Source organism: Ochrobactrum sp. C6C9 (assembly GCF_022627935.1).
Lineage (GTDB): Bacteria > Pseudomonadota > Alphaproteobacteria > Rhizobiales > Rhizobiaceae > Brucella > Brucella teleogrylli.
Genome location: NZ_JABXGB010000007.1, coordinates 168,703 through 191,991 on the forward strand (window position 1 = coordinate 168,703; position 23,289 = coordinate 191,991).

The following is a 23,289-nucleotide window of genomic DNA, read 5'->3' on the forward strand; positions in this document are numbered from 1 at the left end:
GCTTGAATGACCCCCCAATTTTTATCGGGCGTTAACCATAGGTGTTCATAATTGAGATAATTCTTATGAGCGGGGTTCTCATCATGTTTGCGAAGTGGCGTGCTCTCGATCTGTCGGCCATTGTTCTGGCGGGTTTCAGCGTTGTATCCGTTGCCTCGGCGGCCGATCTCGATGCCGTCGGCTATGAGCCAATTGTCGAAGCGCAGCCGGTTGAAGTCGGCTCCGGCTGGTATTTGCGCGGCGATCTCGGTTACAATATCTCTTCCAAAACCGGCCTTTCGGCCCGCGATCAGTTCGGGAACAGCATTTCCGAAAGCTTCGATCTGGATAAGAATTTCGTGCCTTCGGTCGGTATCGGTTATCAGTTCACTGATTATCTGCGCGCCGATGTGACGGGCAGCTATTCCAAGCAGGATATGGAAGATTTTCCCGCCGAAGCCCGTATCTGGGACATGATGGCCAACGCCTATGTGGACCTCGGCAATTTCGCAGGCTTCACGCCCTATCTCGGCGGGGGACTTGGCTTCGCCAATGTGCGCTATACATTCGATACCGGTGTTGGCGATCTGAAGTCCGACGATGACTATCGGTTCGCCTGGGCGCTGATGGCTGGTGTCGGCATCGATGTTGCCTCGAACATCAAGCTCGATCTCGGCTATCGTTACGGCGTCATCAGCAGCGGCGATGTCGTCAGTGGCAATGGCATCACAATCAGCGATCAGGATATCAAGTCGCATCAGCTGCGCGCCGGTATCCGTTTCACGACCTGGTAGTCAGTGCGATTGAAAGCAGGCTGAAAACAGGGCCCTTGCGGGCCCTTTTTTGTCGCGGCCACACCGTTCTACGAATTTTGATATCGTGCGGCAGTTAAGAGCAAAATATTCCTGAAAAGCCCCGTTGTGGAAAAATGCGCTTTCCGCTATTCCCATCAACGGGCCACGTCTCCCCACCGAGACGCGTGCTATCTGAGAGGATAGAAACAACATGACGACGATTGCGAAGCCGGTAGTTCGCCCGGCTAACCCTAATTTTTCATCCGGTCCCTGTGCAAAACGTCCCGGCTGGTCGCTTGATGCGCTGGTCGATGCCGCTCTTGGCCGTTCGCATCGCGCGAAAATCGGCAAGACCAAGCTGAAGGACGCCATCGACCTTACCCGCGAAATCCTGCAGGTGCCTGCCGATTACCGTATCGGCATCGTTCCGGCATCCGATACCGGCGCTGTGGAAATGGCGCTGTGGTCCATGCTCGGCGCGCGTGGCGTCGATATGGTCGCGTGGGAAAGCTTCGGCGCGGGCTGGGTTACGGATGTGACCAAGCAGCTCAAGCTCGAAGATGTGCGCACTTTTGTGGCGCCTTACGGCGAGATTGTCGATTTTTCGCAGGTCGATTTCGACCGCGATGTCGTCTTCACCTGGAACGGCACAACGTCGGGCGCGCGCGTACCGAACGCCGATTTCATCCCGGCCGATCGCAAGGGTCTGACCTTCTGTGATGCCACCTCTGCGGCTTTCGCGCAGCGTCTGGATTTCGCGAAGCTCGACGTCGTGACCTTCTCCTGGCAGAAGGTTCTGGGCGGCGAGGGCGCACATGGCATGCTGATCCTCAGCCCCCGCGCCGTGGAACGTTTGGAAAGCTACAAGCCTGCATGGCCGCTGCCCAAGATTTTCCGCATGACTTCCGGCGGCAAGCTGATCGAAGGCATCTTCGTCGGCGAAACCATCAACACGCCGTCCATGCTCTGCGTGGAAGACTATCTCGACGCGCTTAACTGGGCGAAGTCGATTGGCGGCCTTGATGGTCTGGTCGGACGAGCCGACAGCAATTTTGCCGTTCTGGATGCTTTCGTGGCCAAAACGCCATGGATCGCCAATCTGGCCGCGAAGCCGGAAAACCGTTCCAACACCTCCGTTTGTCTGACCATCGTCGATCCGGAAGTGACCGCACTTTCTGCCGAAGCTCAGGCTGCTTTCGCCAAGGGCATGGTTACGTCGCTGGAAAAGGAAGGCGTCGCCTATGACATCGGTGCTTATCGCGATGCGCCTTCGGGCCTGCGTATCTGGGCCGGTGCGACGGTTGAGACGTCCGATCTGGAAGCGCTGACCCATTGGCTCGACTGGGCTTTTGAAGCGCAGAAAGCTGCACTCAAGGCTGCTGTCTGAGGCGCGTTCCTGTTAAGCCGTGGCCAGTCGTTGGGCCACGGCTCGCATTCCCAAAATATTTGCAGCATTTCGCATGAGCCCAATGCGGTGCCTATCTGCAAGCTCACGGTTTGAAATGCTTGGTCAGGAATTGTTTGAAGGAGGCCCCAATGGCACCTCGCGTTCTCGTATCCGATAAGCTTTCGCCCACTGCCGTCCAGATTTTCAAGGATCGCGGTGTTGAAGTCGATTACTTGCCCGATCTCGGCAAGGATAAGGAAAAGCTCCTCGAAGTTATCGGTCAGTATGACGGTCTGGCAATTCGTTCGGCCACGAAGGTCACGGAAAAGCTGATCGCCGCTGCTAAAAATCTCAAGGTTGTCGGTCGCGCCGGTATCGGCGTGGACAATGTTGATATCCCGGCTGCTTCGCGTCGCGGTATCATCGTGATGAATACGCCTTTCGGCAATTCGATCACCACAGCGGAACATGCCATTGCGCTGATGTTCGCCGTGGCGCGTCAGTTGCCGGAAGCCGACACTTCCACCCGCGCCGGCAAGTGGGAAAAGAACCGCTTCATGGGCGTGGAAATCACCGGCAAGACGCTCGGTGTCGTCGGTTGCGGCAATATCGGTTCGATTGTCGCCACGCGCGGCATTGGCCTCAAGATGCATGTGGTGGCTTTCGATCCGTTTTTGTCGGAAGCCCGTGCGCAGGAACTGGGCGTCGAAAAGGTCGAGCTGGACGAATTGCTCGCCCGCGCCGATTTCATCACGCTGCACACGCCACTCACCGACAAGACCCGCAATCTCATCAATGCGGAAAGCCTTGCCAAAACCAAGCCGGGCGTCCGTATCATCAATTGCGCGCGCGGTGGTCTGATCGTTGAAAAGGACCTCATTGCCGCATTGAAGTCCGGTCACGTGGCCGGTGCCGGTATCGATGTTTACGAAACCGAGCCTGCGACGGAGAATGAGCTTTTCACCCTGCCGAATGTCGTCTGCACGCCGCATCTGGGGGCTTCGACCTCGGAAGCGCAGGAAAATGTCGCGCTTCAGGTGGCCGAACAAATGTCGGACTATCTCACCAAGGGTGCGGTTTCCAACGCCATCAACATGCCGTCGATCACGGCGGAAGAAGCGCCGCGCCTACGGCCTTTCGTCAAGCTGGCGGAAGTTCTCGGTGCTTTTGTCGGTCAGGTGACGGATGAACCGATCGAGGAAGTGGAAGTGCTGTTCGACGGTTCCACCTCCGCCATGAACACCCGCGCTTTGCTGAGTGCGGCTCTGGCCGGTCTCATTCGCCCGCAGGTCGCCGATGTCAACATGGTTTCGGCGCCGATCATGGTGAAGGAGCGCGGCATCATCGTTTCGGAAGTGAAGCGCGACAAGTCCGGCATTTTCGACGGCTATATCAAGCTGACCGTCCGCACGACGCTGCGCGAGCGCTCCATCGCCGGAACCTGCTTCTCGGATGGCAAGCCGCGCTTTATCCAGATCAAGGGAATCAACCTCGATGCCGAGGTCGGTCCGCACATGCTCTACGTCACCAACAAGGACGTTCCGGGCATGATCGGCCTGCTCGGCACGATCTGCGGCAAGCACAATATCAATATCGCAAATTTCTCGCTTGGACGCGATCATCCCGGTGGCGACGCCATTGCCATGCTCTATGTGGATGAACAGATTCCGCAGGCAGCACTTGACGAACTGATAGCTCAGGAGGCAATCAGAGCGGCAACACCGCTTGAGTTCAACGTCGGAGAAGTTTGAAAACATGACTGAAGAGATGGCACAGCCGGAATGGCGGCGCATGCACGAGCAGGATATCGAGCGCGTGACTGTGGTAGCCAATGTGGTCCATCTCGACTTTTTCGAGGATGAAGCGGTCTTCCGGGACCGCTTCAAGCTCTATCCGGCGGGTTGCTTCGTCTATGCCCGTGACAATGACATACTGGGTTATGGCATCAGCCATCCATGGAAACTCGATACGGTGCCCGCGCTGAATTCGGTTCTCGGCGAACTGCCGGAAGACACCAGCACCTACTATATCCACGATATTGCGCTTTTGCCCGCCGCCCGCTCCGCGGGTGCCGCCACGCGCGTGCTGGAACTGATGGCCGCCCAGGCCGAAACAGACGGCTTTTTCACCATGTCATTGGTGGCCGTGAATAACTCCGAAGGTTTCTGGGAAAAGAAGGGCTTCGTCTCCCGCGACCTGCCAGCACTGGAAGAAAAGCTGAAAAGCTACTCTGATGATGCCGTCTATATGGTTCGCGCAGGCTAGCTCGCAGATATTCCGCTTCTGACGGTCTGCAAATGGCGTGATTTTTCGCTTCCGGTGCTCATGTACCCAAAAGTACATTCCGCTCCGCTTCTCCAATCCCACCATTTTCGCCTCGTCATAAACGGAATCTCAAGCGACCTAAGCGCCTCTTCTGTCCACCGTGCTCGCAAAAATCGTGATTTTTTTGCACGAAAGAGTCGCGCAAGCGGGATTCAGTCTGTATAGAGACGAGGGATCAGCACCCCGTGAACCTTTCGGGGAAGCTTGCGATCCTTGGGTTGTTAAAGGCCAATAGTTAGTTTTACGCATTTCCGAACGCAAAACCGCTTCACACTTTTGCTGGAAATGCTTCATGCCGACCGAGGAGTTTTCTTAAATGGCAAATGTGGTTGTCGTCGGGTCGCAATGGGGCGACGAGGGCAAGGGTAAGATCGTGGACTGGCTGTCCGAACGCGCCGACGTCATCGTGCGCTATCAGGGCGGTCACAATGCCGGTCATACGCTTGTTATCGATGGCGTCAGCTACAAGCTTTCGCTGCTGCCATCGGGTCTGGTGCGCGGCAAGCTCAGCGTCATCGGCAACGGCGTCGTCGTCGATCCGCACCATTTCGTCTCTGAAGTCGCGAAGCTGCGCGCACAGGGCATCGAGATTTCTCCCGACGTTCTGCGCATTGCCGAAAACGCGCCGCTCATTCTGTCGATCCACCGCGACCTCGACGCCATGCGCGAAGGCTCCAATTCGGGTCTCAAGATCGGCACCACCAAGCGCGGTATCGGCCCTGCCTACGAAGACAAGGTCGGCCGTCGCGCCATCCGTGTCATCGATCTGGCCGAACCGGAAACGCTGGAGCCCAAGGTCGAGCGCCTGCTGTCGCACCACAATCTGCTGCGTCGCGGTATGGGCCTTGAGGAAATCGCCGTTGAGACGATCCTCAAGGAACTGACCTCGGTTGCCGATGAAATCCTGCCTTATATCGATCAGGTGTGGCGTGTGCTCGACGAGCGTCGCAAGGCTGGTGACCGTATCCTGTTCGAAGGTGCGCAGGGCGCTCTGCTCGACAACGACCACGGCACCTATCCGTTCGTGACCTCGTCGAACACCGTTGCCGGTCAGGCTGCTGCCGGTTCGGGCCTTGGCCCGACGGCTATCGGCTATGTGCTGGGCATCACCAAGGCTTACACGACCCGCGTTGGCGAAGGTCCGTTCCCGACGGAACTCCACGACGAAATCGGCGAATTCCTTGGCACCAAGGGCCATGAATTCGGCGTGGTGACGGGCCGCAAGCGCCGCTGCGGTTGGTTCGATGCCGTGATCGTGCGTCAGACGGTTCGCACGTCCGGCATTACCGGCATCGCGCTGACCAAGCTCGACGTTCTTGACGGTCTGGACGAAATCAAGATCTGCGTTGCCTACGAACTCGACGGCAAGCGCATCGACTATCTGCCGTCCTCGATGGGCGCGCAGGCTCGCGTCAAGCCGATCTATGAAACGCTGCCGGGCTGGTCGGAAACGACCGCAGGCGCCCGTTCCTGGAACGATCTTCCGGCGCAGGCCGTCAAATATGTTCGCCATATCGAAGAACTGATCGGCGCTCCGGTGGCCATGCTGTCCACCAGCCCGGAACGCGAAGACACCATCCTCGTCACCGATCCTTTCCAGGATTGATCATTTCAAGGTGGCGTATTGATCAACCCGAAGCAGTTTTGCATAAACTGCTTCGGGTTTTCAGTTTTTGAGCATTGCAGTGGTGTCCGGTGGTTCAGATTGGCCAGAAAATGCCCGAAGCTTCGTCAAATCTGCCGCTATTTCGCCTCATCGTTTTGAAAAGCTTCGCTTAATTACTGCCAGACACTTTGCTTTCCCTTGATTATTGTGATTATTGGGACATTTAATTGCATCCAGTGCTTGTGGTATCTGAACGGGCGATAAACCGGGTATGACGGAATGGCGGATTTTGTAGCTGTACTGAAAAAGACGATCGATGCGCAGGCGGACAAATCGCCTGAATTACGCCAGCGCGTTTACGCGAAGGCGCGCGCGACGATCGAGCAGAAGCTTGTGACGGCAAATGCCTCGCAGGCTGTGGCGGTACGCCAGCGCAATATTCTTGAAGATGCGATTGCCGAAGTCGAAGCCTTTTATGCGCCGCCGGCAGCTGCGGCGTCACCCGATCCGGTCAATGATGCGCTCGAAGATTTTCTGCAGGAAGCGAATCAGGGCGTAAGCGCCACACGCGCTCACCATGACGACGCCGCTTTTTCTGCCGCACCGGCTGCGGAGCGTCATGATCGCGTGGCGGGACAGGACGAAGATACGTCGTTCAGCGCGGACCGCAGCGGCGATTGGAAGATCGACCGCGCCAAGGAAAAAGCGCAGGCGCGCCGCAGCGAATATATCGAGCGCAGCGCCGTCAAGGAAAAGCGCTCCTATAAGGGACTGATTGCCGGTCTCGTCGCTCTGCTCGTTCTGGGCGGCGCGGGTTACGGCGTCTGGGCCAACAAAGACAAGATTCAGGAACTCGCATCGAGCCTCGGTCGCAACGATGCGCCGTCCACGCCTGCCAGCGGCGACGCGGGCACGACGACGCCGCCTCCCGCCGAGAACCACACGGCAGATCAACAAACCACGCTACCGCCGGAACATCAGGCTCAACCACCGGCTGGCGAGCAGAAGCTCACCCAGCGTTTGATGCCGGATGGCAGCGAAACCGATGAAGGTCCCGCTGGCGGCGCGCCGGGTCTCGGCGAAGGCAAATCCACGGCAGCATCAACGCCGTCTGGCTCGCAGGCGACACCGGGCGAGCAGCCACCGGCCTCGCAGCAGGCTGTGGCCGTCGGTCAGCAGGCGCTGCTTTATGAAGAGCGTGGCGGCACCGAATCCGGTTCTGTGGAAAAGGGCAATGTCGTCTGGTCGGTCATTCAGGAAAGTCCGGGTGACGGTCAGCCGGAAGAACCGGCGGTCCGTGGCACGGTGACGATGCCGACGAGCAATCTTCAGCTGAAAATGACGATCCGCAAGAATACGGATCAGTCCATCCCCGCCAGCCATTTGATCGAGATGGTGTTCACCGTTCCCGATGGCTTCACCGGCGGCGTGATCGACAATGTTCAGCGCATCACCTTCAAGGATACAGAGCAGGCAGCGGGTAACCCGCTGATCGCGGTTCCGTCCAAGATTGCGGATAATTTCTTTATCATCTGGCTCAATGATGCCCGCACGGCACAGGATACCAACCTGTCGCTGATGCGCCGTCTGCAATGGATCGATATTCCGGTTTCCTATCGCAACGGTCGCCGTGCGCTGATCAGCCTTGAAAAGGGCGTTCCGGGCGAGAAAGCCTTCACCGACGTTCTGGGCGCTAACTAAAGCACCGTTATTGCAATGAAAAAAGGCCGCGCGAGCGGCCTTTTTGGTTGCAGAAATCTCTGCGTTATTTCTTGTTCTTTTCCGTGAAAGCCTCGATGGCTGCGGCAACTTCGTTCTGTGCTGTTTCAGCGGTATCAAAGCCACCCAGTTCCACGACCTTGCGGCCTTCCGGCAGCTGCTTGTAGACGCGGAAGAAGGCTTCCAGACGCTGCTGCTCAATCTTCGGCAGGTCGGCGACTTCCTTGATGTTGTCGTAGGTCGGATCGATATCGGAAGCCGGAACGGCGACGATCTTGTCGTCCTTTTCGCCGCCATCGATCATCTTCAGGACGCCGATCGGGCGAACCTTGATGATGGCGCCCGGTACGATCGGCTCGCGCGTGTAGACAAGCGCATCGAGCGGATCGCCGTCGCCGGCCAGTGTGCTGGTGATCGAGCCATAATTGGCCGGATAGATGACCGGCATCGACTGGTAGCGATCAACAACGATATGACCGGTCTTGTCGTCGATTTCGTATTTGGTGAAGCTGCCCTGCGGAATTTCGATGGCCGTGAAGAATTCCTTCCCATCCTGTTCCTTCTGCGGATAGTCGAGATAGGAAACATAGTCGGAAGCAGATGCGGCAGTGGCAGCGGTCAGCGCAAGAGCTGCGGCGAGCAGGAGCTTTTTCATGGGATGTCCTTTAGGCATCGGTGAAACACGCTTTGTGCCTAAAGGCCTACCATTGCAGTTATTTGAAGCTTTTATTGCGGTTGGATGACGGTTCCGCGAGAAAGCGTCTGCGATATTCCGCCGGGCTGATGCCGATCTTCTGTCGGAAATGGTGGCGCAGCGTGTAGGCGCTGCCAAAGCCCACGGAAGCGGCGATATCGTCCACACTGGCCGGGGTCTGGCAGAGCAGTTGCTTGGCGGTCGTCACCCGTTCGGCAACCAGCCATTCGCCGGGCGTGGTCGCGGTCGCTTCCGCAAAACGCCGCAGAAAAGTGCGGGCGCTCATGCGGCTCTCGCTGGCCATTCGTTCGATGGTCCATTCCGAGCCGAGATTGCTTCTGATCCGATCGAGGAGGGGGCTGATTTCGGCGCCTTCGCGTTTGGCGACCGGCCTTTCGAGAAACTGCGCCTGTCCGCCGGTGCGGTGCGCTGGCATGACCAGACGGCGGGCGACGGAATTGGCCGCCACCGGCCCAAAGTCCTGCCGCACGATTTCGATCAGCAAGTCCATTCCCGCAGCACTACCCGCAGAGGTCAAAATACGATCATGCTCGCGATAGAGCGATGCGTCATCGACCGCAATGTCAGGGTGTCTGGCGCGCAGGGCCTCCGCATAGCGCCAATGGGTCGTGGCCTCACCTCCATCAAGCAGACCTGTCGCTGCCAGAACAAATGCGCCGGAACAGATCGAAGCCAGCCGTGCGCCGCGCCGGTGCGCGCGCCGCAGTCTTTCGCAGATCGCTTCGGGCACGGGAATATCGGCGCCTTTCCAGCCCGGCACGATGATGATGTCAGCCTCATCGATCAGTTCCGGCCCATGGTCCGGGGTGATGACGAAACCGCCATGCGCGCGCAATGGGCCATCCTCAATCGGGCAGCTGGCAAAGCGATACCAGTCCGGCCCCATTTCCGGGCGGGGCAGACCGAAGATTTCTGCCACGATGCCGAATTCGAACGTGCAGAGTCCATCGTAGAGAAGGGCGACGACCAGCGGGCCGGCGGTTTGTGGCGTCTGTTTTGTCATGATCTTTACGTATATTGTCAATCGCGCCAATTGCAAGCGCGATGATGTTCAGGCGAAAAGAATGGCGAACATTACAACAGGAGATCGCCATGACCATTGCGTTGAAGACCCCGGCCAAATCCGCCGTGACAGCCATTGAAGCCGCGCCAAGCGCTTTGGCGCGCGACCATTTTGCAGCGCAATTCGCTTTCGAGACGGATTGCTGGGATGTGCATGATGCGCTTTCGAAGGGGGCCGATTTTGTGCTTCTCGATGTGCGCAGCCCAAGCCAGTTTGCAAAAGGGCATGTGCCGGGCGCGATCAATCTGCCGCACGGCAAGATCATCGGCTCGAAAATGGCAAAATGGCCGGAAGAGACAGTGTTTGTCACCTATTGCGCGGGACCGCATTGCAATGGTGCGGCGCGTGGCGCCTTGCGGCTCGCCGATCTCGGCAGGCCGGTCAAGCTCATGGCTGGCGGGATAACCGGCTGGATCGATGAGGGTTTTGAGCTGGAAACCGGGGAGGCGACAGAATAGCCGTGCCCCTAAATAAATCTGCCGCAGGGCGCTTCACGCATCCTGCGGCAGAAAAAAGTGCTTAAGGTTTAAGCCTTTATGCGTGCGCTTCCTCGACGTGGTTCAGCGCCTTTTGCTGCTTGAATGCGGCAGCCTTGACGGCAGCCTGCACCTTTTCAAAGGCGCGCACTTCGATCTGGCGCACGCGCTCGCGGCTGATACCGAACTCGCTGGACAGGTCTTCCAGCGTCATCGGATCGTCGGAAAGACGGCGGGCTTCGAAGATACGACGCTCGCGATCATTCAGCGTGTCCATGGCCTGTTCAAGCATCGAGCGGCGGTTTTCCAACTCGTCCTGTTCGATCAGAACCTGTTCCTGGCTGTTGCTGTCATCGACCAGCCAGTCCTGCCATTCGCCGGATTCACCTTCGCTTGCACGCAGCGGCGCATTGAGCGAGGCGTCACCCGACAGACGGCGGTTCATGGAAACCACTTCGTCTTCACTGACATTCAGCTTGGTCGCGATTTGCTTGACCTGATCCGGGCGGAGATCGCCATCGTCGAGCGCCTGAATCTTGCTCTTCATCTTGCGCAGATTGAAGAACAGACGCTTCTGGTTGGCGGTCGTGCCCATCTTCACAAGGCTCCACGAACGCAGGATATATTCCTGGATCGAAGCCTTGATCCACCACATGGCATAGGTGGCAAGACGGAACCCGCGTTCCGGCTCGAAACGCTTGACGGCCTGCATCAGGCCGACATTGCCTTCGGAAATGACTTCGCCGATCGGCAGGCCATAACCGCGATAGCCCATGGCAATCTTCGCCACGAGACGCAGATGGCTCGTCACCAGCTTGTGAGCGGCTTTCGGATCCGTATGTTCATGATAACGCTTGGCCAGCATATATTCTTCCTGCGGCTCAAGCATCGGAAAACGGCGGATTTCTTCCAGATAACGGGTAAGGCCACCGTCACCGGACGTAATGCTCGGAAGATTCATTTGGGCCATAGAGCACCCTCCTTTATAATTTCAGGTTCCCATTTGGCGAACCTGTCGCGGGGGCTGCCTCCTGCACTTCCCTCACGCGAGCCTCCATATATAGGCATGATTTTGGCGAAAACACGATCCTTTAACTCATGAAACAATCTGTCACTGCAATGTGAACGCTGATCTGCGTGAAAAGTTGCAGAAAGCGTTTGTAAAGCACAGCGGATCGGACTGTTCCCGATGATCCAGGCGCAGTTTTCGAAGTAACTGCACCCGGAACGACAATGGTTCGGTCCTACCCATGCGCTTCAAAAGCTATGTTTACATGCGACGCGAGGCAGGGGAGAACCGGAAGACCTGACAGTATTATATGGAGTGCGCGCGGAAATTTTCCAGTAGGTGCTCCATATCTTCGGGCACGGGCGCTTCAAAACGCATCAAGTCATCGGTTGCGGGATGCGTGAAGGCCAGAAGCCAGGCGTGGAGCGCCTGTCTGTGAAAGCCGTTTACAGCTTCCTTCAGCGGTTCCGGCAGCTTGTTCGCTTTGGTTTTATAGGCGCTGCCATAATCCATGTCGCCGACCAGCGGATGACCGATATGGGCCATATGCACGCGAATCTGGTGTGTGCGACCGGTTTCAAGACGGCATTCCACCAGAGACGCCAAAGCTGTGGCATCCTCGCGGGGGCCGAATTTTTCCACCGTCGCATAATGGGTGACAGCGTGGCGCGCATCTTCGCGCTCCTCGTTCACCACGGCCTGCTTCGTGCGGTCGCGATGCGAGCGCCCGAGATGCGCATCGATGAAACCCTGCGGGCGCTCGGTCATGCCCCAGACGAGGGCGAGATAAGCGCGCTCCAGATCGCCGGTGCGGCCATGGTCGGCAAATTGTTCGCTCAAATGCCGGTGCGAACGGTCGTTCTTGGCCACCACCATGACGCCGCTCGTATCCTTGTCGAGACGATGAACAATGCCCGGACGGCGGATTCCGCCTATGCCGGACAAGCTATCGCCACAATGATATATAAGGGCATTGACAAGCGTTCCCGTCCAGTTGCCGTTGCCAGGGTGAACGACAAGGCCAGCAGGCTTGTTGATCACGATGAGATCATCGTCCTCGTAAAGAATATCGAGGGGAATGTTCTCGCCTTGCGGTTCGGCAGGTTCAGGCTCGGGCAGCACGATGGCAATCTTCATGCCTTCGCGTAGCTTCTGCTTGGTTTCACGAGCAGGTTCGCCGTCGATGGTCACATGACCGTCGGCAATCAGGGACTGAACGCGACTGCGGGAGAGTTCCGGCCCTAATGCTGCGGCCAGCCACTGGTCCAATCTTTTGCCCGCAGCATCAGTGTCGGCAATTAGTTCTTTCAATTGTCTCTTCCCTTCGTTATCACGCGCCACGGGTGCATGAACCGGAGTCATTTAATGCAGGATCCACACTATCCGCGATACCAGAATCAGCAGGATTCAGGATATCAGGACTATCAGCAGGGCTATTATCAGGACGAACAACCGTCCGAGCCTGTGCTTGATCCGGCAATGGAACGTGTGCGCCGCAAGATGATCCGGCTTCTGGCCGTTTCCATCGGCGTTATGCTGATCGGTCTTATGGCCGTGCTCGCCGCTGTTGTCTACAAGATCAATCGCGCGCCCGAAACCCCTGCCACGCAGGAAGCCCGTTCGGATATTCCGGGCCAGACCGCAGCGCAGCCTGTAAAACCGGAACCGCCGAAGCTGATCGAGTCGCAGATCAACCTCGTGCCCGGCACCCGCCTTCTGTCGCAAAGCCTGTCCGGCAATCAGCTTTCGCTGGAAACGCTGCTGCCCGATGGCGGCACCGAACTCATCATCTATGATTATCGCGAATCCCGCGTGGTCGGGCGCATCAAGCTCCGCAGCGTCGAGTAAGATCGGGGCTGTCTATCAATGCAAAAAGGGCGGCTGGAGCCGCCTTTTTATATTCCCGGATTGCTCTTTTCTGTAAGGGCGATTATATCAGCCAGCAGCAGACCCTATGCGCCCATCGTCTAGCGGTCAGGACGGCGCCCTCTCACGGCGCAAACAGGGGTTCGATTCCCCTTGGGCGTACCATTGATTTCCAGCACATTTTTTCGATGGCTCATAAACTCCGGTTATTCCTTGCCGCGCAGAGGGCAGACATTTTGCGATGGGAGAGCGTGCCTTTTCGACCAAATAAAAACCCCGCCTTAAGCGGGGAGAGATCATAAGAGATTATCGTGATTGTGCTTATTTTGGGCATTGAGACGCTTTTACAGTTTTAACGCCCTCAGACGGATCAACGGTCAAACATTGATCAGTGCCCTCTATACAATGACAAGAGTTGTATTTTTGCTCTGCGGCGGCACCGGACATTGAGGCAGCGACCAGAAATGTTGAATACAATACGAGGCCGACCAAGTTTTTCATGACAAGACCCTCCAAATAAACTTTTGAATGATTTTGAAGATATTTTCGGTAGGCATTCCTCACAATCGCAATAGGTTTTCCGCCAAAAACCTTTGGCAATAAATATGGCGCTTGAGAGCCTCATTTAAATCGTTGGGGAGATTGCCTCATTCCAGTTGCGAAAATTTGCAACTGGCGGCGGGAGGGTGCATAATCAGCTTATGAGCGAACGTTACAAAAAGCCCGATTACGAACAGGAATTGCGACAGGCCGGGTTGCGCATCACGCGCCCGCGCCGCATCATCCTGAATATTCTGACTGAAACGGAAGATCATCCGGATGCTTTGGAGATTTTTCGCAGGGCGGTCGAGATCGACAGCAGCATTTCGCTTTCGACCGTTTACCGCACCATGAAGCTTTTGGAAGAGCGCGGCGCCATCCATCGTCATGCCTTTGCCGGCGGTCCGTCGCGGTTCGAACAGGCAAGCGGCGCCCATCACGACCATATCATCGATATGGATTCCGGCGAGGTCGTTGAATTCCGCTCCGACAAGATCGAAAAATTGCAGGAAGAAATCGCCCGCTCGCTCGGCTATGAGATCGTTCATCACCGTCTCGAACTTTATTGCAAAAAAATAAAATCCTGACGGAACCAAATTCCAGGGCCTGCGTTTTTGGTCCATGAAGCCCGTGACCCCGCCCCCCAACACGGTCTTCACAGTTCGCCCCAACTCCCCCAACAAGGGTGGACGGCGTGAACGCCGCGCAGACGGTTAACCGTTGTGCCAGCAGGCGTTTCGCTCTTTTTTAATAAGCCGTCATGGTTCGTCCATGACGGCTTTTATTTGGGCCGGAGTGTTGTCTGGAAATCAGGAATCGAACTGTTCGTCCGGTATGGTCAGCGAATAGACAGCGCCGGTGCCATCGATGCGGTATTGCGCCTGGCCATTGACCGAGGCGGGGACTATGCGCTGAAGCACAGCGCTGCCGAAACGGGGATCGTGCTGATAGACCTCCGGCATGGCCGGATTGGTTTCTTCCCAGCGGAAGACCAGCTTTTCGCCTTCGTTTTCGGTGCGGACGACTTCTGCCGAAATCGCCACACGGCCATAAGGGATCGAAAGGCCACCGAATGAGGTCGCATTGACCACCAGCTCATGCAGCGCCAAACCGACATGCAAGGCGGCGCCCGGGAATAGATAGGGGTTGTCTCCTTCGAGACTGAGTCGCTCATCGGTGACGTCGATATATTTTTCCACCTGAGAATGGACAAGGTCGCGGAAAAGCGCGCCGCGCCAGTTGGAATCAGTCACCAGATCCTGTGAATAGGACAGCGACTGGATACGCCCGCGGAATTTCAGGAGAAAATCATCGATCGTGTCGGTGAAGCGCGCTGTCTGGCTGGCGATGCTCTGCACGATGGCCAGCATGTTCTTTGACCGGTGACTGACTTCGCGCAAAAGCGTTTTCAATACCTGCTCACGGCGTTTCAGCTCGCTGATTTCCAGTGCTGTCGTCACCAGTCCGAGGAGATTGCCGCTGGTATCGCGGTCGCAATCGATATGCAGTTCGACCCAGTGGAGCTTGTTGCCGTCCATGATGGAAAGCTCGACATTCTGCGCCGTCATGGTTTGAAGCGCCGTCTCTTTGGCCGATTTCAGCTTGGCGAGCGATGTGGAAACGATGAAATCCTCGTCGGTGCCGCCGGCTTTCCAGTTATTTTGCCAGTAGACGGGTAGATTTTCCCCCCAGGCATAGGTCAGATCGGGACGCTGATAGAGCACGCAGACATTGCTGTTACGGACTGCCCGAAGGAGCGCGCGCAGACGGGCTGCATCCGGTTCGGCTTCGCGTAATGGCAGGTCTGATGCGCTCATTATAGTCTCGATAACGGTCGATTGGGCCGGATGGCGTGCGCTGACTGAAGGTCGGGACGGTGGACCCTATTTTTCTCCAGAAAGCAAACCGCCGCGCAATCTCGCGCGACGGTATGGTGTTGTTCATATCGGTAGGGCCGGTTTACGGCCAAAAACAGACCAGTTCTGAACTGGGTTTTTCTCCGCTCTATCAGGCCTTGCGGATCGCCGAGGCTATAAGCGAAATGACCAGCAAGGCTAGGAACACGAAGAACAGAATCTGGGCGATACCCGCCGATGCTCCGGCAATGCCGCCAAAGCCCAGCGCACCGGCGACAAGAGCCACGACGAGAAATACGAGCGCGTAGTAAAGCATATCCGATCTCCTCTTTTGTATATGAGGAATAAACTACTTTGCTATGCATTCGGTTCCTGCCAGCGCGTAAAAATGAGTTATTCAAGGTTGAGGCGGGGCTTGTGTCGGGTTGCAAAGCGGGAATGCACGCCGCTCCGGGAAGAGGGTTTTCCCTCTCCCGGAGGCGATTACAACCGCCAAACGTGGCTGTAGTGGCCGAACTCAGGCCGCGACTTGGGAAGCCTCTTCGAAAAACAGCGCCTGACTGATCAGGGCTTTCACCATGTCGGGATTGAACGGCTTGGTCACGAGGAAGGTTGGCTCGGGGCGTTCGCCGGTCAGCAGGCGTTCCGGAAAGGCCGTGATGAAGATGACAGGGATCGTGTCGTCTTTCAGGATTTCATTCACGGCGTCGATGCCCGAGCTGCCATCGGCAAGCTGGATATCAGCCAGAACCATCCGCGGCTTCTCTTTTTCATAGAGTGCGAGGGCCTCATCCTTGGTGCGGGCGATGCCGACGACCTCATGTCCGAGGCTTTCGACCATCTGCTCGATATCCATGGCGATCAGCGGTTCGTCTTCGATGATCATCAGGCGGGTTGCGACCTGACGCGAGATTTCCGTCGATGCGGCGGAAAGCAGACGTCCCAGCTCGCCATCGTCGACATTGAGAACCTCGGCGGCTTCCTTGTCGCTGAAGCCTTCGACGGCCACCAGCAAGAAGGCCTGACGGGGCAGCGGCGCAATATGCGCCAGATTGCGGTTTGCCCGCTGTTCCCAGCCGATCTCCGAAGATTGTTCCGGCACCCGGATCGATGCGGTCTTGTAGAGGTCGCAGAACAGGCGATAGACGCCGATGCGGTCCGACGATGTATCCGGGAAAATGCTCAGATCGGCGATCAGAGCTTCTAGCACGGCCGCCACGTAAGCATCGCCGGATGTCTGAGAACCGGTGAGGGCACGCGAAAAACGGCGAAGATAGGGAAGATGCGGCGCGATACGCGTCGATAACGTCATGGTAATGGAACTCCTCATCTGCCGCTTTGTTTTACATTCGCATGAATCCGGTTTGAACAATCGGCTCGAACCAGCTTCTGGCCAAGCGCGATCATCCGCAATCGGGCGCGGCATTACGGATGGAAACGATGCGACTTGAAAAAAGTTCCGAACTGGCGGCATAATTTCTGGAACTTTTTTGGGGCTGGTGCATTCCCCGTCCAACAGAAGCTTTGTAACAAATAGGACAGGGCTCATCGCCTAGAACGATACAATATGACAGATAAAGATAACCTTCATACGAATGGCGTCGCGGCGTCGCGGCGCGTCCCGAAGGACATATTAGGACCCAATTGTGAAGTCGGATTGAAACTCAAGGCGTTGTACGCCTCGATTCAAGATGAGACGATCCCGGACCGTTTTCTCGATCTTCTCGAAAAACTCGATCAGGCTGAACAGGAGAGTATGCGTGGACAGAGCACCCGTTCCGTCGGTTGATGGAAATGCCCCTCAGGAGGGCCCGCAAGGCGCGCAGTTCAAGCGAGAGCTGCTGGCGTCGCTGCCAAGCTTACGCGCATTTGCCGTGTCACTTATCGGCCAGCATGACAAGGCAGACGATTTGGTACAGGACACCATCATGAAGGCCTGGGCCAAGCAGGAAACCTTCGAGATGGGCACCAATATGAAGGCCTGGCTTTTCACCATCCTGCGCAATGAATTCTACACTCAGATGCGCAAGCGTGGGCGTGAGGTGCAGGATACGGATGGCCTGTTCAGCGAACAGCTCGCCGTGCATCCTTCGCAATATGGCATGCTGGATCTGCAGGATTTTCGCTCGGCGCTTGAGCAACTGCCTGACGATCAGCGCGAAGCGATCATTTTGATCGGCGCTTCCGGCTTTGCTTATGAAGAAGCGGCGGAGATTTGCGGCTGTGCGGTCGGCACGATCAAAAGCCGTGTCAGCCGTGCGCGGACCCGGCTTCAGGAAATCCTGAAGATCGAAGGCGAGGGCGATTACGGCCCCGATGCCGATTCGTCCCGCGTCACCTTGAGAAGTTTTGCATGAGGCTTCATGCCGCCGGATTCTTTGATCCGGCGGCATTCACCACAAGCTTAAGCAGTTTGTGTGCCATTTTGGCTTAAATGATCCGGTGCCGTCGCCCGGCGGCATTTATTTTCGCTGGTCATGACAGTTTTTTGCCCCAGACACTTGAAGGTTAGCCGCCACTGATATTTGCTATCTGAAGTGGGTGTTCAATTTGTATTGGGGCGCGTTTTGCCATCAGTCTTGTTGCAGAAACTGCTTCAGTCTTCACCGAAACCGATTGCGGTTATCGTCTCGCTCGGACTTGTGCTTCTTTCTGCCGTGATGACGCTGTTTCTGTCCTCGAGCGTTACGCATCAGATTGTCGATATTTCCCGCAATTATGCCTTGCGCCAGCAGGTGGACAAGGTTGCCCGGCTCGCCAACAATATCGAGATGAGCCGTCGCGGCTATCTTCTGACGCTCGACGAGGCGCATCTCGATCTCTATCGCAATTCGATCCTCTCTGTTGAGCAGACATTGACCGATCTGGAGGCCCTGTCGGTCCCCAATCCGTTGCAGGATACGCGGGTAAAGCAGATTCGCGCTCTGATCGAGCGGGAAGAAGCGGATGTGCGCCAAACGGTGGAGCTTGCATCGTCGGGCAATGTCGCAGCAGCGATGCAGCGGGTGCGCAGCGACGAAGGCAAGGCGTTGATGGACCAGCTGTCCACCACCGTGTCGGACTTCATCGATGTGGAAGAAAAGCAGCTTGCCGAACGGAACGAGCGCATCAACCGGATGCGCTACTGGATGACGGCCACCTCCATCGTGGCGCTGGCTTCGGCGGCGATGCTGGGCTTGCTGCTTTTCAGCCGCGTGCAGCGTTATGCGCGCACCATGTTCGAAGGGCAGTCGGCGCTGCGCTCTGAAAACGAGATTCTTGAACAGCGGGTGCGCGAACGCACAGCCGAACTGGAGGAGGAGCGCCGCATTGCGGAGCGTGAGCGTTATCGCGTCGAGCTTCTGCTACAGGACACCAATCACCGTATCGGTAATTCTCTGGCGACCGTCTCCTCCCTGCTGGGTTTGCAGATGCGACAGGCGCGTAGCGAGGATGCACGCGCTGCCCTTTCGGCGGCGCGCGACCGGGTGCAGACGGTTTCGACAGCCCATCGGCGTTTGCGGCTGGGCGAAGACATGGAAACCGCCCGCGTCGACGAGTTTCTGACCACGGTTATCAACGATATCCGCAATGCCATCGGTCAGGACCGCCAGATCGAGATCGTGACGAATTTCGAGCAACTTGACCTGAAAGCCCGGGATGTGACGACCATTGGCATCATCGTCGGCGAACTTGTGACCAACGCCATCAAACATGCTTTCAAGGGGCGACCAGGCGGACAGATTTCCGTCAGTTTTCAGGCGGATGCCGATGGTGTGCCCGTTCTGGCGGTGGAAGATAATGGCGTCGGTTGGGGGACGGAAGGCGCGAAGCCGGGCGACAAGAACGGACTTGGCACGCTGGTGGTGGAACAGCTTTGCATGCAGTTCGGCGAAAAGCCGGTCTATGGTGAAGCCGTGGATCGCGCTGGCACACGCGTTTCTGTGCGTCTTGCATCGCTGGTCGATAGCACCGACGCGGCTGCGCAGTAAAGCGAAGCGCCTCCCGATGACCCATGAAAAAACACCGGAACGGTTCCGGTGTTTTTATTTTTATAGGGCTTTTGTCAGGCTTTGGGCGGTCGCTTCTTCTTGTCTGAGAGGAGCGAAACCAGAGCAATGCCTGCAAGCGGCAGGGCGGCTGCCAGTATCGGCCGCTTGAGGATTGATGGGATCGTCGCAAGAGCGGCTGTCGCCATCATTGCCGATTTGTCGGCTGCGATCCGCTCTTTGCGCTTTTTCGCCTCTGCTGCGGCCTGTATCTTCAGAACAGCGAGAACCAGCAGCGCAAGTATCAGCGAAATGGCGGCAAGAATCAGTGCTGCAAGCGGACCGCCATAGGTCTGCGCCAAAGCCAGAAAGGCCGCGACACAGAGAAACGTGACCGTGATGATGCCGAAAATGCCAATCGCCACGCCGTAAATCGCTGCGCGTCGCGTTTGGCTGACGGTGAATCTCACTTCTTCGCCAGCCAGAGCGGACAGGATAGGGACCAGAGCTTTAAGCATGGGACGCCTCAGCGGCGGGAAAGAAGGGCGAGCAGATAGCCGATGCCGAGCGCGGTAGCGAGCGATGTAATCGGACGTTCACGAACGGTTGCCGTCAATTGCGCTTCGAGGTCCTGCGCCTTTCCGCACAATTCATCAACAACATCGCCGCCTTGCAGATAGGCGCTCTGATAGGTTTCCTTCGCGGTGCGCTTGGCGTCGCGGACGGTCTGGTTGCCGAGATTGGCGAGCGTCGCGGCGATGGCTGCGATGTCTTCCTTCAACTGCTCGACCTGCGCCTGCAAGTCTTCCGTTGTCGAATCGGTCAACGCTTCCTCGATCTTTTCTTCGATCTTGCTCGTCTTCGCGGATGCACGCGCCATATCTGGCCTCCTGTCATAACGGATTATCGTTGTAACAACGCTTTTCGTCACCAATGGTTGCACGCATTAGCCAATTGCAGCAACGCTGCGCGTCACTTCTCGTGCGTCATGGTAAACGGGCACAGCCGTCGCAGGTGCTCGTCAGAACAAGGCGTGGTCAGACCATGTCAGACGAGGAACAGATAGGCTGCGCCTGCAATCATCAGGAAGGCAAGGCCGACATGGGCCGGTTTCAGCGCGCGCTGTGGAGCTGGCAGCGGATCATCATTGCCCGCCATGGCGGTTCTTGCCGCATGTTCGAGTGCCTGAATGTCTTTGTGCATCATGTGCATGCTCCTCCTGCCGGACCGCACGCCCCAATATTGTTGATCAGGGAGACGGACACTTCCGACATGGTTATCAGGTCTGATTTGTCCGCATTATGCAACAGCTATTTCTCAGGGGTTTGATAGCCCTCACCTCCCAAAAAGCTGGCAGAAAAAGGCAGTTAAAACAAAACATGACTTGCATCATCATATTATTGGGGTTTAAAAAGAGTTCGACAAGCAGCGCTGCGGCGTGCGTGATGGGTCGTCCTTGGCGCCCGAGTTGAACAATCAAAAGGCGATCAAGATGACTGGTTTCTGTCGGAAAGGCTTCATGGCTGCGGCGATGGGCATTGTCTTGCTGGGCGTTGGTCCGGCATTGGCTCAAGAGGTGACACAGCCCAATCCTTCAACTGCGCCCGCAGCCACTCAACCAGCCACCCATCCTGCGCCTGCCGCGCCTGCCGCACCTGCGCCGTCGGCTCCAGCAGCACAGCCTGCTCCGGCAGCGCCCACCTCGACTGCGCCTTCGGCCCCGCAAGCCGAGCCACAGCCCGTAATCGCTGGCCAGCCTGCCGCCGAAGAGCGCGATGCCAGCCTTCCGCATGATCTGTCGCCCTGGGGCATGTTCATGGCTGCCGACTGGATCGTGAAGGCGGTGATGATCGGTCTCGGTCTTGCCTCGCTCGCAACATGGACCATCTGGGTCGCCAAGTCGCTCGAACTGGCTGGCGCACGTCGCCGCGCCAACAAGGCGCTGAAGACCATCGGTCATTCCGCCACGCTTTCCGAAGCTGTCCGCGCGCTTGACGGCGTCAAGGGTCCGGGCGCCATCATGGTGCGCGCCGCGGAAGACGAGGTTCGTCTCTCCAGCCCCGCACTGGCGCGGGCTGGCGGCGAGGGCCTGAAGGAACGCGTTTCGTCGCGCCTGTCCCGCATTGAAGCCAAGGCTGGCCGTCGCCTGTCCAAGGGCACCGGCATTCTCGCCACCATCGGCTCGATTGGACCATTTGTCGGTCTGTTCGGCACCGTCTGGGGCATCATGAATTCCTTCATCAACATCAGTGAAGCGCAGACGACCAATCTGGCCGTGGTGGCTCCGGGTATCGCCGAAGCGCTGCTCGCCACGGCCATCGGGCTTGTCGCCGCTATTCCGGCGGTTGTGATCTACAACGTCTTTGCCCGTGCGATCACCGGCTACCGTTCGCTTCTGGCCGATGCATCGGCAGGCGTTGAACGTCTGGTCAGCCGAGATCTGGATTTCAGGGCAGCAGGCGTGCGTGAAGGCACGCTGCACGCAGCGGAGTAGGCATCATGGCGAGTAAAGTCCGCGAAGGCGGTGGTGACGATCTCGAGCTCAATCACGAGATCAACGTAACGCCCTTCATCGACGTGATGCTGGTTCTGCTCATTATCTTCATGGTGGCAGCACCGCTTGCGACCGTGGACGTGAAGGTTGATCTGCCTGCATCGACCGCTGCCGCCGCGCCGCGTCCCGACAAGCCGCTTTATGTGACGCTGAAGGAAGACCTGAGCGTCAGCGTCGGCAATGATGTCGTGGCGCGCGATCGTCTGGGGGCGGCACTGGATGGTCTTTCGGAGAAGAACAAGGAAACGCGCGTTTTCCTGCGCGCCGACAAAACCGTCCCTTATGAAGAGCTGATGCGCATCATGAATTCGCTGCGTGAAGCGGGCTATCTCAAGATCGCACTGGTCGGCCTCGAAACTGTCGGCGCGGCTGCTCCTGCTGCTCCTGCGTCCCCCGCACCGGCGTCTGCTGCGCCCGGAGCGGCACAATGAACGCACTTCCGCCCGATCATCCTCCCGTGAAGGTGGCTTCTGCCGACGCCCATCACCATTCCTTCTGGCATGATGCGGGACGCTGGATCGGCGCGGGAATTCTTGTGCTGACTGTGCATGCGGCTGGTGCTTATGCAATCCACCAGATGCGGGAAGAAGACCAGCCGGATGGCGGACAGGTCGCAGCCATGGTGGTTGAGCTTGCGCCGGAGCCGATGGCTCCGATGGAAGAGCAGGTTGCTGATGAGGCACAGCCGGAAACGGCGGAAGCGCCGCAGGAAGTCGAGCCTGAGCCGGTCGTTCAGCCGGAACCGCAACCTGAAGAGCCAACGCCGCCAGAGCCCGAGCAGGTAACACCACCGGAACCCGAGCCGCAACCTGAGCCGGAAGTTCAGGAGAAGCCGGAAGAGATTATTCCAGATGTGGTCGAGGCTGAAAAGCCGGAAGTGGCCGTACCCATGCCGGTTGAAAAGCCGGAACCAAAGCCCGAGCCGAAGCCAGAACCCAAGAAGGTTGAAAAGCCGAAGCCTGAAAAGCCCAAGCCGCAAAAGGTTGAGAAGCCGAAGCCCAAGAAGGCGGAAAAGGCACCTGAGACCCGTCAGGCCAGTGCGCCCCGCATGGACGCTGATAATGGTGAGCGGGCCGCCGCTAACCGTCGCGGCGAAAACTCAGCCTCGGCTGGTGTAAGCTCGGCCAAGTGGACATCGAAACTGCAGGCTCACATGGCCCGCAACGTACGCTTCTTGCAACGCAAGGCGCGCAATGCCAAGGGTCTGGTACAGGTAACATTTGTGATTGATCCATCCGGGAATGTTATCTCGGCGCGTCTGGCCGGTTCGTCCGGCGATCCGGCGGTTGACCAGCTAGCGCTGGAAGCCGCACGTCGCGCCTCTCCTGTGCCGGCACCTCCGGCAGCTATGGCCAGAGCACGGATGCCGATCACGTTGCCTCTGCTGTTCAAGTAAGTTCTCGAGCTTGTAATCGAAAAAAAGCCGGGCGAA

General features: G+C 57.6%; 25 protein-coding genes and 1 tRNA gene. 16 read left to right on the forward strand and 10 right to left on the reverse strand.

Annotation, left to right across the window (positions count from 1 at the left end; all coding sequences use genetic code 11):
• Positions 1-65: 65 nt before the first annotated feature.
• From HWD97_RS07905 to HWD97_RS07930, 6 genes are all read left to right on the forward strand, one after another.
• Complete coding sequence (locus HWD97_RS07905) at positions 66-773, forward strand: outer membrane protein (RefSeq protein WP_235892027.1); 708 nt, start codon at positions 66-68, stop codon at positions 771-773.
• Positions 774-984: 211 nt separating this feature from the next.
• Positions 985-2,160 (forward strand): phosphoserine transaminase, encoded by a 1,176-nt coding sequence (locus HWD97_RS07910; RefSeq protein ID WP_371834923.1) that lies wholly within the window; start codon positions 985-987, stop codon positions 2,158-2,160.
• A 149-nt stretch (positions 2,161-2,309) separates the two neighbouring features.
• Complete coding sequence (gene serA, locus HWD97_RS07915; RefSeq protein WP_121538554.1) at positions 2,310-3,911, forward strand: phosphoglycerate dehydrogenase; 1,602 nt, start codon at positions 2,310-2,312, stop codon at positions 3,909-3,911.
• 4 nt (positions 3,912-3,915) lie between these two features.
• Positions 3,916-4,425, forward strand: a complete 510-nt coding sequence (locus HWD97_RS07920; protein WP_121538552.1) for a GNAT family N-acetyltransferase — start codon at positions 3,916-3,918, stop codon at positions 4,423-4,425.
• Positions 4,426-4,801: 376 nt separating this feature from the next.
• On the forward strand, positions 4,802-6,091 hold the full coding sequence (locus HWD97_RS07925; protein ID WP_109369738.1) for an adenylosuccinate synthase: 1,290 nt from the start codon (positions 4,802-4,804) through the stop codon (positions 6,089-6,091).
• Between the two features lie 279 nt (positions 6,092-6,370).
• A complete protein-coding gene (locus HWD97_RS07930; RefSeq protein WP_109369737.1) occupies positions 6,371-7,792 on the forward strand; it encodes a transcriptional regulator in 1,422 nt (473 codons plus the stop codon).
• A 64-nt stretch (positions 7,793-7,856) separates the two neighbouring features.
• Here the strand turns inward: HWD97_RS07930 and HWD97_RS07935 are convergent, their stop codons facing one another.
• Positions 7,857-8,465 (reverse strand): inorganic diphosphatase, encoded by a 609-nt coding sequence (locus HWD97_RS07935; protein WP_109369736.1) that lies wholly within the window; start codon positions 8,463-8,465, stop codon positions 7,857-7,859.
• Between the two features lie 58 nt (positions 8,466-8,523).
• On the reverse strand, positions 8,524-9,528 hold the full coding sequence (ftrA, locus tag HWD97_RS07940) for a transcriptional regulator FtrA (protein WP_124915882.1): 1,005 nt from the start codon (positions 9,526-9,528) through the stop codon (positions 8,524-8,526).
• An 89-nt stretch (positions 9,529-9,617) separates the two neighbouring features.
• Between ftrA and HWD97_RS07945 the strand changes: the two genes are divergently transcribed.
• Positions 9,618-10,046: a rhodanese-like domain-containing protein gene (locus tag HWD97_RS07945; RefSeq protein WP_109369734.1), complete on the forward strand. Its 429-nt coding sequence runs from the start codon at positions 9,618-9,620 to the stop codon at positions 10,044-10,046.
• Positions 10,047-10,122: 76 nt separating this feature from the next.
• Here HWD97_RS07945 and rpoH read toward each other — a convergent pair whose 3' ends face one another.
• Both rpoH and HWD97_RS07955 read right to left on the reverse strand, forming a co-directional pair.
• Entirely contained in the window at positions 10,123-11,034 is a 912-nt protein-coding gene (gene rpoH, locus HWD97_RS07950) for an RNA polymerase sigma factor RpoH (RefSeq protein ID WP_109369733.1), read from the reverse strand.
• A gap of 345 nt (positions 11,035-11,379) precedes the next feature.
• The gene (locus HWD97_RS07955; RefSeq protein ID WP_181376102.1) at positions 11,380-12,435 is read right to left on the reverse strand and encodes an RluA family pseudouridine synthase; all 1,056 of its coding nucleotides are present in this window, start codon (positions 12,433-12,435) and stop codon (positions 11,380-11,382) included.
• 3 nt (positions 12,436-12,438) lie between these two features.
• Between HWD97_RS07955 and HWD97_RS07960 the strand changes: the two genes are divergently transcribed.
• The 3 genes from HWD97_RS07960 (at position 12,439) to HWD97_RS07970 (ending at position 14,066) form a co-directional block, all read left to right on the forward strand.
• The gene (locus HWD97_RS07960) at positions 12,439-12,921 is read left to right on the forward strand and encodes a hypothetical protein (RefSeq protein WP_371834924.1); all 483 of its coding nucleotides are present in this window, start codon (positions 12,439-12,441) and stop codon (positions 12,919-12,921) included.
• Positions 12,922-13,029: 108 nt separating this feature from the next.
• A tRNA-Glu gene (locus tag HWD97_RS07965) sits at positions 13,030-13,104 on the forward strand.
• A gap of 536 nt (positions 13,105-13,640) precedes the next feature.
• Complete coding sequence (locus HWD97_RS07970; protein WP_371834925.1) at positions 13,641-14,066, forward strand: Fur family transcriptional regulator; 426 nt, start codon at positions 13,641-13,643, stop codon at positions 14,064-14,066.
• Between the two features lie 222 nt (positions 14,067-14,288).
• Here HWD97_RS07970 and HWD97_RS07975 read toward each other — a convergent pair whose 3' ends face one another.
• The 3 genes from HWD97_RS07975 to HWD97_RS07985 all read right to left on the reverse strand — a co-directional run bounded on the left by HWD97_RS07975 (position 14,289) and on the right by HWD97_RS07985 (position 16,647).
• Entirely contained in the window at positions 14,289-15,296 is a 1,008-nt protein-coding gene (locus tag HWD97_RS07975; protein ID WP_109369729.1) for a sensor histidine kinase, read from the reverse strand.
• 190 nt (positions 15,297-15,486) lie between these two features.
• The gene (locus HWD97_RS07980; RefSeq protein ID WP_006473348.1) at positions 15,487-15,651 is read right to left on the reverse strand and encodes a DUF1328 domain-containing protein; all 165 of its coding nucleotides are present in this window, start codon (positions 15,649-15,651) and stop codon (positions 15,487-15,489) included.
• A 201-nt stretch (positions 15,652-15,852) separates the two neighbouring features.
• Positions 15,853-16,647, reverse strand: a complete 795-nt coding sequence (locus HWD97_RS07985; RefSeq protein ID WP_109369728.1) for a response regulator — start codon at positions 16,645-16,647, stop codon at positions 15,853-15,855.
• A gap of 255 nt (positions 16,648-16,902) precedes the next feature.
• Between HWD97_RS07985 and HWD97_RS07990 the strand changes: the two genes are divergently transcribed.
• The 3 genes from HWD97_RS07990 to HWD97_RS08000 all read left to right on the forward strand — a co-directional run bounded on the left by HWD97_RS07990 (position 16,903) and on the right by HWD97_RS08000 (position 19,306).
• On the forward strand, positions 16,903-17,124 hold the full coding sequence (locus HWD97_RS07990) for a NepR family anti-sigma factor (RefSeq protein WP_109369727.1): 222 nt from the start codon (positions 16,903-16,905) through the stop codon (positions 17,122-17,124).
• Complete coding sequence (locus HWD97_RS07995) at positions 17,096-17,692, forward strand: RNA polymerase sigma factor (RefSeq protein ID WP_109369726.1); 597 nt, start codon at positions 17,096-17,098, stop codon at positions 17,690-17,692. Before HWD97_RS07990 ends, HWD97_RS07995 begins: the two co-directional genes overlap by 29 nt.
• A gap of 210 nt (positions 17,693-17,902) precedes the next feature.
• The gene (locus tag HWD97_RS08000; protein ID WP_371834926.1) at positions 17,903-19,306 is read left to right on the forward strand and encodes a sensor histidine kinase; all 1,404 of its coding nucleotides are present in this window, start codon (positions 17,903-17,905) and stop codon (positions 19,304-19,306) included.
• A gap of 74 nt (positions 19,307-19,380) precedes the next feature.
• Here HWD97_RS08000 and HWD97_RS08005 read toward each other — a convergent pair whose 3' ends face one another.
• From HWD97_RS08005 to HWD97_RS08015, 3 genes are all read right to left on the reverse strand, one after another.
• Positions 19,381-19,821: a phage holin family protein gene (locus tag HWD97_RS08005; RefSeq protein ID WP_121538540.1), complete on the reverse strand. Its 441-nt coding sequence runs from the start codon at positions 19,819-19,821 to the stop codon at positions 19,381-19,383.
• An 8-nt stretch (positions 19,822-19,829) separates the two neighbouring features.
• Entirely contained in the window at positions 19,830-20,183 is a 354-nt protein-coding gene (locus HWD97_RS08010; RefSeq protein ID WP_371834927.1) for a YqjD family protein, read from the reverse strand.
• Between the two features lie 167 nt (positions 20,184-20,350).
• Entirely contained in the window at positions 20,351-20,509 is a 159-nt protein-coding gene (locus HWD97_RS08015; protein ID WP_167836095.1) for a hypothetical protein, read from the reverse strand.
• A gap of 250 nt (positions 20,510-20,759) precedes the next feature.
• Here HWD97_RS08015 and exbB point away from each other — a divergent pair, with 250 nt between their 5' ends.
• From exbB to HWD97_RS08030, 3 genes are read left to right on the forward strand one after another with little or no spacing between them, the layout of a single operon-like run.
• Positions 20,760-21,797 (forward strand): tonB-system energizer ExbB, encoded by a 1,038-nt coding sequence (gene exbB / locus HWD97_RS08020; protein WP_371834928.1) that lies wholly within the window; start codon positions 20,760-20,762, stop codon positions 21,795-21,797.
• A 5-nt stretch (positions 21,798-21,802) separates the two neighbouring features.
• Positions 21,803-22,288 (forward strand): TonB system transport protein ExbD, encoded by a 486-nt coding sequence (exbD, locus tag HWD97_RS08025; RefSeq protein WP_109369722.1) that lies wholly within the window; start codon positions 21,803-21,805, stop codon positions 22,286-22,288.
• Positions 22,285-23,253, forward strand: a complete 969-nt coding sequence (locus HWD97_RS08030) for an energy transducer TonB (RefSeq protein WP_109369721.1) — start codon at positions 22,285-22,287, stop codon at positions 23,251-23,253. The genes exbD and HWD97_RS08030 overlap by 4 nt, the downstream gene beginning before the upstream one ends.
• Positions 23,254-23,289 lie beyond the last annotated feature (36 nt).